Origin of the sequence: Oceanobacter sp. 1_MG-2023 (genome assembly GCF_030689025.1) — a bacterium.
GTDB lineage: Bacteria > Pseudomonadota > Gammaproteobacteria > Pseudomonadales > Oceanobacteraceae > Oceanobacter.
Genome location: NZ_JAUYWA010000016.1, coordinates 14,381 through 25,780 on the forward strand (window position 1 = coordinate 14,381; position 11,400 = coordinate 25,780).

An 11,400-nucleotide genomic window follows, 5' to 3' on the forward strand; every position below is an offset into this window, starting at 1 on the left:
TTGTTCTTGATACAGCAAAACCGCGACAGGCGCGGTTTGCATTCCAAACGGGTATCGGGGTTATCTGACCAGTCACAGTATACCCGGACATTACCCCCGGGTATGCCGCCAGATTACAGGGCTGCCAATACGGCTTCACCCATTTCACTGGTGCTGACACGGGTCATGCCTTCCGAGAAGATATCCCCGGTACGCAGTCCCTGATCCAGCACCTTGCTGACAGCCGCTTCAATCGCATCTGCAGCGACACCTTGATCGAGGCTATACCGTAGCATCATGGCCACCGAGAGGATAGTTGCCAACGGGTTAGCAAGGCCCTGACCGGCAATGTCCGGCGCGGAACCATGACACGGCTCGTACATACCCTTGTTGTTTTTATCCAGCGAGGCAGAAGGCAGCATGCCGATAGAGCCGGTCAACATGGCGGCGGCATCGGACAGGATATCGCCAAACATATTGCCGGTAACCAGTACATCGAACTGTTTTGGAGCACGTACCAGCTGCATGGCGGCATTGTCGACATACATATGCGACAGCTCGACTTCCGGATAGTCTTTTGACATTTCTTCCATGATTTCGCGCCACAGCACGGTCACTTCCAGTACGTTGGCCTTGTCAACCGAGCAGAGCTTTTTGTTGCGCTTCATGGCTGATTCGAATGCCACTCGACCGATACGACGGATCTCGGATTCGTTATAGACGTAGGTGTTGTAGCCTTCACGCTCGCCATTTTCCAGTGTCCGTACACCCCGTGGCTGACCAAAATAAATGCCGCCTGTCAGTTCACGTACAATCAGGATATCCAGCCCGGAGACCACTTCCGGTTTCAGGGTTGAAGCATCCGCCAGCTGCGGGTACAGAATGGCCGGACGCAGATTGCCAAACAGGCCGAGATTTTTGCGGATATCCAGCAGCCCTTGCTCCGGGCGCTTGGAGCGGTCTTCCAGCTTGTCCCATTTGGGGCCACCCACAGCCCCCAGCAGGATGGCATCTGCGGCCAGCGCCTTGTTCAGGCTGTCTTCAGGCAGCGGGAAACCGGTAGCGTCGTATGCCGAACCACCAACGAGACCATGATCAATCACCAGCCCCATGTTAAAACGACGATCGACGGCTTCCAGCACCTTGACGGCTTCCGCGACAATTTCAGGGCCAATACCATCACCTGGCAACACCAGAATTTTCTTGCTCATTATTATGTCCTGTTACTGACGGTGGCACCGGCTACCCGCCGCCACCATAAAATTCACAACCAGCCCAGTTCGACGATCGATCCGGACCCTTGACCTGTATTAACCCGCGTTAAATAACCAGGGGGATGATTCACGGCGAGCCGCTTCGTACTGGCGAATATCGTCCGCATCCTGCAAGGTCAGCCCGATATCATCAAAACCATTCAGCAAGCAGTATTTACGGAAAGCATCCACCTCAAATGGAATATCCTGGTCATCAGGAGTCAGAATCAACTGTTTTTCCAGATCGATGGTCAGCGCATAGCCTTCGCTGCCGGATACCGCCTTGAACAGGCCATCCACAACCGCTTCTGATAATACAATCGGCAGCAAACCATTTTTAAAACAATTGTTGTAAAAGATATCGGCGTAACTAGGGGCAATCACCACGCGGAAACCAAAATCTTCCAGTGCCCAGGGCGCATGCTCACGGCTGGAGCCACAACCGAAGTTTTCCCGTGCAATCAACACGGAAGCCCCCGCGTAACGCGGCTGGTTCAAAACAAAATCGGGGTTTAATGGCCGACCGCTGTTATCTGCATCCGGCTGGCCTTCGTCCAGGTAACGCAACTCGTCAAACAGGTTAGGGCCAAAGCCACTGCGTTTGATCGATTTCAGAAACTGCTTCGGTATGATCATGTCGGTATCGACATTGGCCCGGTCCATTGGCGCTACGATGCCGGTGTGTACAGTAAATGCTTTCATGCTATTTCTCCGGATCAGAATTCGCGAACGTCAACAAAATGGCCTGCAACAGCAGCGGCAGCGGCCATTGCCGGGCTGACCAGATGCGTCCGGCCGCCATACCCCTGACGACCTTCAAAGTTGCGGTTAGAGGTGGAAGCACAATGCTCACCGTTACCGAGCTTGTCAGCGTTCATTGCCAGACACATGGAACACCCTGGCTCACGCCATTCAAAACCGGCCTCGATAAAAATCTTGTCGAGTCCTTCCTGCTCAGCCTGGGCTTTCACCAGACCAGAACCCGGAACGACCAGCGCTTGCATCACACTGCTGGCTACCTGACGGCCTTTGGCAATGTCAGCGGCCTGACGCAGATCTTCAATACGGCTATTGGTACAAGAACCAATAAAGACCCGATCCAACTTGATGTCGGTAATTTTCTGACCAGCTGCCAGCCCCATATAGTCATAAGCCCGTTCAAAACCGGCACGTTGGGCACTGTCGCGCGCGTCGTCCAGAGTCGGGACGGTTGCATCAATGGTGGTGACCATTTCTGGCGAGGTTCCCCAGGTCACTTGTGGTTTGATGTCTTCCGCACGAATCTCAACGACCTTGTCAAACACGGCATCATCGTCAGACACCAGGTCTTTCCAGGCCGCCATGGCCATATCCCATTGCGCGGCTGTCGGCGCGTAAGGGCGACCCTTGACGTACTCCGCCGTAATTTCATCAAAGGCCACCATGCCCACACGGGCACCTGCCTCAATGGCCATGTTGCACATGGTCATGCGGCCTTCCATGCTCATTGAGCGAATGGCAGAGCCACCAAATTCCATCGCACAGCCATTACCGCCAGCCGTACCGATAATACCGATGACGTGCAATACCACGTCTTTACCCGTAATGCCTTTGCCTAACTCGCCGTCTACCTTGATCAGCAGATTTTTCATCTTGCGCTGGATCAGGCACTGGGTCGCCAGTACGTGCTCAACTTCCGAGGTGCCAATACCATGTGCCAAAGCCGCAAAAGCGCCGTGGGTCGCAGTATGTGAGTCACCACATACAACGGTCATGCCCGGCAAGGTAGCTCCCTGCTCCGGCCCCACAACGTGCACGATGCCCTGACGCTGGTCTTTCATCTTGAATTCGGTAATTCCGAATTCATCACAGTTGCTGTCCAGTGTGACGACCTGGATCTTGGAAACAGGATCAACAATACCGTCCACTCCGGATTCACGCTCGACGGCGGTGGTGGGTACATTGTGATCCGGTGTCGCCAGGTTGGCATCCAGCCGCCATGGTTTACGCCCGGCAATACGCAGGCCTTCAAACGCTTGGGGTGAGGTTACTTCGTGTAATAACTGACGATCGATATAGATCAGAGCGGTGCCATCGTCACGCTCTTTGACGACATGCTGCTGCCAGAGTTTGTCATACAATGTTTTACCGGCCATGGTGGCTCCTTATTGGAATTCTCTGTCGACTGGTGTGCTTTCACGGTCCCCGCCCTTTGTATGTGGACGATTGCGTTATGGTACTCACTCTGATAAACAACACAAATTCATTCTTTTTCTATATTGAATTCCTAACAGGAATACCTTGCCAGCCATCAAGCCGGAGACACCATCGGAGGCATTATGGACAGCCAACAACTGAAAGCTTTTTTGGCCGTTGCCCATCACCGGTCCTTTTCACTGGCCGCGGAACAGTTGTTCCTGACACAGCCCGCAGTCTCCAAACGTATCCATCAACTTGAACAGCAGCTGAACAGCCCACTGTTTGATCGTCATAACCGTTCTATCAGTCTGACGGAGTCCGGTCAGCGGCTATTGCCAAAAGCCCGAGATATTCTCGAATTAATGAATGATACCCAGGTACAGATCAGCAACCTGACCCATTCGGTTGAAGGCACATTAAGCATGGCCACCAGTCACCATATTGGCCTGCACAGAATCCCGCCTTTTTTGAAATCCTTTGTACGACAATATCCAGCGGCCCAGCTGGATATCCGCTTTCTCGGTTCAGAAGATGCCTATCAGGCGGTAGAGCAACGTCAGGTAGAATTGGCTCTGACAACATTGGATAAACGTCAGCCGGATAAAATAACCGCCATCCCGCTGTGGCAGGATGATATGGTCTGCGTCTGTGCCCCCAGCCACCCGCTCGCACAGCAACAGGTCACTCTGGCCAGCCTGGCGGAGAATGCCGTTATTTTGCCAGAGCCAGATACCATTACCTACCGGGTGGTAGACGCAGCCTTCCGGGAAGCGGGGCTGACTCTGGAAACCCGGATGCCGACCAATTACCTGGAAACCATCAAAATGATGGTGGGCGTTGGGCTTGGCTGGTCAGTGCTTCCGTCCAGCATGGTCGACGAACAACTGTCGGTTCTGCCCTGGCCCGGTGTACCGATGACCCGCTCTCTCGGCGTGATCCACCTGACCAATCGTACTCTGTCGAATGCCGCCAGCGCCCTGATTAGCCTGCTCAGTAACAACAATCCTGACGCATGACATCATGACACAAGGCACCAGGGCGTAAGCTGAAAACATAAACGATCAATACCAACAAGAAGCTTGGCTTCTGCCTTGGCGGTCTGTCACGGTATGATCGCTGCTTGCACATCAATCACACGGGAGACGCCGTTATGCTGAACATCAATCATTTGCTGGTCGTACTGGACTCTGACCACCCAGAACAAACGGCACTGAACAAGGCACTCTGGTTAGCCGAAGTACTGAAGGCTGATGTGTGTTTACTGGCCTCTGTCTACGAACCTTATTGCGGTGAAAGTCCTTATCTGGAAGAAGAAACCAAACAACAGATCCGGCGGGCACGCATAGAAGCGACCAATCGCTGGATTGAAAGTTTTGTACCAGAAGTGGAAGAACGTGGTCTCAAGGTCCGTACGGAAGTACATTGGAACAAGCATCTGCATGAAGCCGTCATCGAATCTGTCCGTACAACCGACTACGACCTGGTTATCAAGGGAACCCAGCCCCATAATCTGATCGACCGTTTGTTTACCAATACCGACTGGAATCTGATGCGTCATTGTCCGGCGCCGGTCTTACTGGTCAAGTCCCCGGCATCATGGAAACAAAACCGCATTCTGGCAGCGATTGATGCGACCTCAACGGATGAAGGCCATCAGCGCATCAACGACAATATCCTCGCCTACGCAGAACATCTGGCCGACCATTTTGAAACCGACCTGCATATGGTCAACGCTTTCCCTCAAGTGGATCTTGCCTTCGCCATGGTGCCCGAAGTCACTGCCCCGGATGATATTCAGGCCTATATCACCGAGCAGCACAAAGATGCCTGCGAACAGTTGGCGAAAAAATACAATATCAACACCGATCATGTGCATATTGTGGAAGGAGAAACCGACATCGTTGTTGCCGAGACCGCAGCAACCATCGCCGCGGATGTATTGGTCGTCGGGTCCATCGGACGCAGTGGTATTTCTGGTGTATTTATTGGTAACACGGCTGAGCAGCTGGTCGACAAGATTGCCTGTGATGTTCTTATCATCAAGCCACAAGATGGCGTACTGCCGGACGCTGAATAACCTGGCGAGCCGGGAATTGCGGGCATAAAAAAACCGGGCCTCAGGGCCCGGTAAAATTCAAGATCAGAGAGTGAGAGAGCGTGATATTCGGGCTGCAGAACAGCCCGGGTCACAATGATATGACTCACTAATCAGATTAAGTTCCTGCTTTTATTTCCTGACGCCTTTTTCTTTCAGGGTTGTTTCGATTTCGGCCAGGCATGCCGGATCATCGATTGTCGATGGCGCGGTGTAATCTTCATTGTTGGCAATATTCCGCAAAATCTTACGCAAGATTTTGCCGGAACGGGTTTTTGGCAAACGCTGTACAACAACCGCATGTTTGAAACTGGCGACCGCACCAATCTGGTCACGAACACGTTTCACCAGCTCACGCTGCAACTCACCTTCGTCAACGTCGATACCATCTTTAAGCAGGATCAGACCCAGCGGCTCTTCACCTTTCAAGTCACTGGTTTGGCCAATAACAGCACACTCCGCCACTGCTGAGTGCCCAGCCACGACCTCTTCCATTTCACCTGTCGACAAACGGTGTCCGGCAACGTTAATGATGTCGTCAGTACGGCCGAGTACAAACAGGTAGTTATCTTCATCCAGATAACCACCGTCACCGGTCACGTAATAGCCTTCAAAGGTACGCAGGTATCCAGCAACAAAGCGGTCATGATTACCCCAGATGGTTGGCAAACATCCCGGCGGCAATGGCAGTTTAAGCGCAATGCTGCCCTGCTCGTTACCAGCAACCGGATTGCCCCGTGAGTCCAGAATCTGCACATTGAAACCCGGTGATGGACGGGTCACAGAACCTGCTTTTACCTCAGCAGGCTCAAGCCCCATATGGTTACCAGCGATAGCCCAGGCTGTCTCGGTCTGCCACCAGTGATCCACAATCGGCCGCTTGATATGTTCCATCACCCAGTCATACGTCGGCGGGTCCAGCCGCTCACCGGCCATAAACACGGTTTGCAACTTGCTGAGGTCGTATTGCTGTGCCAACAGACAATCCGGGTCTTCCTTGCGGATGGCACGGAACGCGGTTGGTGCTGCAAACAGCCCTTTGACACCATATTCTTCACATACCCGCCAGAACGCACCGGCATCCGGTGTCCGTACGGGTTTGCCTTCATAAAACACGGTCGTACAACCAGCCAGCAACGGGGCATAAACCATATAGGAATGACCCACGACCCAACCAACATCCGATGCTGCCCAGAAGACATCACCGATCTGCATGTCGTAAACGACTTCCATACTGTATTTCATGGCAACCGCGTGGCCACCATTATCCCGAACCACACCTTTCGGCTTACCTGTAGTACCCGAGGTATAGAGTACGTACAGAGGATCCGTCGCCAATACCGGGGTGCAGTCAGCAGGCTCTGCCGCAGCGACACCGACTTCCCAATCAATATCGTATTGATCATTCAGTTCACAACGGCATAAATCCCGTTGCAGGATAATGCAGCACGATGGCTTGTGTTCAGCAATATCGATGGCTGCATCAAGAATCGGTTTGTATTCAATGATTTTACTTACTTCAATACCACACGAGGCCGACACAACGACCTTCGGTGCGGCATCGTCAATCCGTACAGCCAGCTCATTGGCGGCAAAGCCACCAAATACGACAGAGTGAATAGCACCCAGACGCGCACAGGCCAACATGGCAATGGCGGCTTCTGGCACCATAGGCATATAAATAACAACCCGGTCGCCTTTTTCAACGCCTTGAGCTTTCAGCAAGCCAGCAAAGCGGGCCACTGCCGATGTGAGCTCTTTATAGGTATAAGAACGTTTGGTGTTCGTAACGGGAGAATCATAAATCAGGGCTAACTGATCGCCGCGCCCTTTCAAAACATGATAATCAAGAGCCAGATACGCGGTATTCAGTTCACCATCGGCAAACCAGCGGTCTATGCCATTCTCATCCTTGCTTAAAATAACATCCGGTGCTTTGAACCATTGTATTTTACCGGCTTGTTCTGCCCAGAAACCTTCGGGATCATTGATGGACTGTGTATATTGTTGTTGATATGTCATTAGTCTTCCCCCTTGACTGTCGGGGGATAGCATAAGCGATGGCTCATTCTTGCAGCTATTCGACCAAGGGGGATCACACCTTGGTCTATAACCAACTGTTGTCAGATTGGTGTATGCCATGTCGATTTCTTCTATAAAACGGCTTTCCATCAAGATGATCTGGCATCATTTGAGTATGGCACAGCCATAAAAAAACCCGCCGAAGCGGGTTCTTTTATGGCTGTTCAAACAACAGGCTTATGCTTGTTTACCAGCCGGTTTTTTCTTTCAGAGCCATACCGATGTCAGCCAGGCTGCGTACGGTAGTCACACCAGCGTCTTGCAGTGCGGCAAATTTTTCATCTGCGGTACCCTTGCCACCAGAGATAATTGCACCAGCATGACCCATACGCTTGCCTGCAGGTGCCGTCACACCGGCGATATAGGAAACCACTGGCTTGGTAACATTGGCCTTGATGTAGGCAGCCGCTTCTTCTTCAGCAGTACCACCGATCTCACCAATCATTACGATGGCTTCAGTCTGCGGATCGTTCTGGAACAATTCCAGTACGTCGATGAAGTTGGTACCCGGAATCGGATCTCCACCAATACCAACACAGGTAGACTGACCAAAACCATAATCGGTTGTTTGCTTGACCGCTTCGTATGTCAGGGTACCGGAACGGGAAACAATACCGACTTTGCCTGGCAAGTGGATATGACCTGGCATAATACCAATTTTGCACTCTCCTGGAGTGATAACCCCAGGGCAGTTAGGTCCGATCAGGCGTACACCCAGCTCGTCACATTTAACCTTGGCATCCAGCATATCCAGCGTCGGGATGCCTTCCGTGATACAAACGATCAGTTTGATACCAGCGTTAGCGGCTTCCAGGATTGAATCTTTACAGAAAGGTGCTGGTACGTAGATAACAGACGCTTCTGCACCAGTAGATTCAACGGCTTCAGCCACAGTGTTAAACACTGGCAGGCCAAGATGAGTCTGGCCACCCTTGCCCGGGGTTACACCACCGACCATTTGGGTGCCGTATTCAATCGCCTGTTCAGAGTGGAAGGTACCTTGGGCACCAGTAAAACCCTGACAAATAACTTTTGTATCTTTATTGATTAAAACGCTCATGATTACCCCTTATTTGCCAGCTGCTGCGGCAACAACTTTCTGTGCTGCGCCAGTCAGATCGGTGTCAGCTATGATGTTCAGGCCACTTTCAGACAGAACCTTGGTGCCTTGTGCTGCATTGTTGCCTTGCAGGCGAACAACAACAGGTACCTTGACGCCAACTTCCTTGACCGCACCGATAACGCCTTCTGCAATCATGTCGCAACGGACAATACCGCCGAAGATGTTGATGAATACTGCTTTGACAGAATCATCAGAGAGGATGATCTTGAACGCTTCAACAACGCGTTCTTTGGTAGCACCGCCACCTACGTCCAGGAAGTTGGCAGGGTTGCCGCCATGCAACTTGACGATATCCATGGTGCCCATGGCCAGACCTGCACCATTCACCATACAACCGATATCACCATCCAGAGCAACATAGTTCAGCTCCCATTTGGCAGCATGTGCTTCGCGCTCATCTTCCTGGGAAGGATCATGCATTTCTTGCAGATCCTTATGACGATATACCGCGTTACTATCGATGTTCAGTTTCGCATCCAGACAGTGCAAATCGCCATCAGAAGTGATAACCAGCGGGTTCACTTCCAGCAATGCCAGATCCTTGTCAGCAAACAATTTGGCCAGACCAATAAAGATTTTGGTGAACTGTTTGATCTGATCGCCTTTCAGGCCCAGCTTGAATGCCAGCTCGCGACCCTGGTAAGGCTGTGCGCCAACCAATGGATCAATCGTTGCCTTAAGGATTTTTTCTGGAGTTTCTTCTGCAACCTTCTCGATTTCCACACCACCTTCGGTCGATGCCATGAAAACAATACGTCGGGTTGAACGGTCAACAACCGCTCCTAAATACAGCTCTTGTGCTATGTCAGTACAGGTCTCAACCAGAATACAACTGACGGGTTGGCCATTTTCATCCGTTTGGTAAGTTACCAGATTCTTGCCCAGCCATTGATCGGCAAAGGCAGTAATTTCATCCTTGGAGGTCACCAGCTTGACACCACCGGCTTTACCGCGCCCACCTGCATGTACCTGGGCTTTGACAACCCAACGGTCACCGCCGATTTCATCAGCTGCTGCTGCTGCTTCTGCTGCTGTTTTGGCTGCCACACCTTTTGAGACTGGCAAACCGTACTGAGCAAAAAGCTGTTTACCCTGATATTCGTGAAGGTTCATCGCTTTTGTCCTATTTATTTTTAATTTGTCGGATGCCGAACAACTTGTGTGCAAAGCACAGAGTGCGAAGTGTTCAGCTAGATAAACAAAGGCCCGGACTAACCGGGCCTGGGCCTTACCTCGGTCTTACTTTTTCTTCGGGCGACGATTCGCTTTATGAATTGCTGCATTGTTGACAGACAATGCGGCTTCATGAAGCGCTTCAGATACTGTCGGATGGGCAAAAACCATCATACCGACATCTTCTGCACTGGAACCGAATTCCATCGCTACAACCACTTGCTGACAGATATCACCAGCACTTGGTCCAATCACACTGGCTCCCAGAATACGATCTGTCTCGGCACTGGCAATCACCTTGACAAAACCATCAGTCTGGTTACCAGCCATCGCACGGCCATTGGCGGCGAATGGGAAAGTACCTACATTGTACGCTTCACCATCAGCCTTGACTTCTTCCTCGGTTTTACCAACCCAGGCAATTTCAGGGTTGGTATAAATGACCGAAGGAATCACGTCATAGTTAACCTGTGCTTTGTGACCGTGGATACGCTCGGCAACCATAACACCCTCTTCAGATGCCTTGTGCGCCAGCATAGGGCCACGAACCACGTCACCAATCGCCCAGATTCCAGGCGCGTCGGTTTTGCACGCTTCGTCGACATGAATAAAGCCACGCTCATCCATATTGACGCCACAGTCGCCAGCCAACAGATCATCAGTGTATGGCTTGCGACCAACCGCAACGATCAATTTGTCGAACGTTTCGGTCTTCTCTTCGCCACCTTCCTGGAAAGTGACAGCAACAGCACCATCTTTTACCTCAGAACCGGTCACACGGGCACCTAGACGAATGTCCATACCCTGTTTTGTGAACAGTTTCTGAGCTTCTTTCGCAACAGCCTGATCAGCCACGTGCAGGAACTTGTCCTGGGCTTCCAGAACTGTCACCTTGGCGCCCAGACGGCCCCAGACAGAGCCCAGTTCCAAACCGATAACACCAGCACCAATCACACCCAGACGAGCAGGAACGTCTTTGAATTCCAGCGCACCGGTTGAATCAACAATGATGTCTTCAGTCAGAGGCGTTGGCGGAATGTTCACAGGAACAGAACCGGTCGCGATGATGATATGTTCCGCTTCAAGCAGTTCAGCGTCACCACCATGAGGGGTGAATTCCACTTTTTTGCCAGCCAGTACTTTACCTACACCTTCCAGACCAGTCACACCATTGGCCTTGAACAGGGCAGCAACACCCATGGTCAGGTTTTTAACAATCTTGTCCTTGCGTGCCAACATGGTTGCAATGTCAACAGACACTTCACCGGTGCTGATACCGTGCAGGTCAAAATCGTGTTTGGCTTCTTCATACTTGTGCGAAGTGTCCAGCAGTGCCTTGGACGGGATACAACCCACGTTCAGACAGGTACCACCAAAGACGCCTTTGCCTTCCTTGCTCAGCCACTTGTCGATACAAGCGGTTTTCAGACCCAGCTGAGCACAACGGATAGCAGCAACGTATCCACCAGGACCACCACCCACTACGACTACATCAAATTTTTTGCTCATTACCAATA

9 protein-coding genes are annotated in these 11,400 nt (G+C 51.8%); 2 read left to right on the forward strand and 7 right to left on the reverse strand.

Going from position 1 to position 11,400, the window contains the following annotated elements:
* Positions 1-113 precede the first annotated feature (113 nt).
* From leuB to leuC, 3 genes are all read right to left on the reverse strand, one after another.
* Positions 114-1,190: a 3-isopropylmalate dehydrogenase gene (gene leuB / locus Q8W22_RS11295; protein WP_305452410.1), complete on the reverse strand. Its 1,077-nt coding sequence runs from the start codon at positions 1,188-1,190 to the stop codon at positions 114-116.
* Positions 1,191-1,289: 99 nt separating this feature from the next.
* The gene (gene leuD / locus Q8W22_RS11300) at positions 1,290-1,934 is read right to left on the reverse strand and encodes a 3-isopropylmalate dehydratase small subunit (protein ID WP_303434544.1); all 645 of its coding nucleotides are present in this window, start codon (positions 1,932-1,934) and stop codon (positions 1,290-1,292) included.
* Between the two features lie 14 nt (positions 1,935-1,948).
* Positions 1,949-3,367 (reverse strand): 3-isopropylmalate dehydratase large subunit, encoded by a 1,419-nt coding sequence (gene leuC, locus Q8W22_RS11305; protein WP_305452411.1) that lies wholly within the window; start codon positions 3,365-3,367, stop codon positions 1,949-1,951.
* Between the two features lie 183 nt (positions 3,368-3,550).
* Here leuC and Q8W22_RS11310 point away from each other — a divergent pair, with 183 nt between their 5' ends.
* Positions 3,551-4,426: a LysR family transcriptional regulator gene (locus Q8W22_RS11310; protein WP_305452412.1), complete on the forward strand. Its 876-nt coding sequence runs from the start codon at positions 3,551-3,553 to the stop codon at positions 4,424-4,426.
* Between the two features lie 134 nt (positions 4,427-4,560).
* Entirely contained in the window at positions 4,561-5,487 is a 927-nt protein-coding gene (gene uspE, locus Q8W22_RS11315) for a universal stress protein UspE (RefSeq protein WP_303434541.1), read from the forward strand.
* Positions 5,488-5,637: 150 nt separating this feature from the next.
* Here the strand turns inward: uspE and Q8W22_RS11320 are convergent, their stop codons facing one another.
* From Q8W22_RS11320 to lpdA, 4 genes are all read right to left on the reverse strand, one after another.
* On the reverse strand, positions 5,638-7,527 hold the full coding sequence (locus Q8W22_RS11320; RefSeq protein WP_303434540.1) for a propionyl-CoA synthetase: 1,890 nt from the start codon (positions 7,525-7,527) through the stop codon (positions 5,638-5,640).
* 247 nt (positions 7,528-7,774) lie between these two features.
* Positions 7,775-8,647 (reverse strand): succinate--CoA ligase subunit alpha, encoded by an 873-nt coding sequence (gene sucD / locus Q8W22_RS11325; RefSeq protein ID WP_303434539.1) that lies wholly within the window; start codon positions 8,645-8,647, stop codon positions 7,775-7,777.
* 9 nt (positions 8,648-8,656) lie between these two features.
* Positions 8,657-9,823, reverse strand: a complete 1,167-nt coding sequence (sucC, locus tag Q8W22_RS11330) for an ADP-forming succinate--CoA ligase subunit beta (RefSeq protein ID WP_305415546.1) — start codon at positions 9,821-9,823, stop codon at positions 8,657-8,659.
* Positions 9,824-9,949: 126 nt separating this feature from the next.
* A complete protein-coding gene (gene lpdA, locus Q8W22_RS11335) occupies positions 9,950-11,392 on the reverse strand; it encodes a dihydrolipoyl dehydrogenase (protein WP_303434537.1) in 1,443 nt (480 codons plus the stop codon).
* Positions 11,393-11,400: the final 8 nt, after the last annotated feature.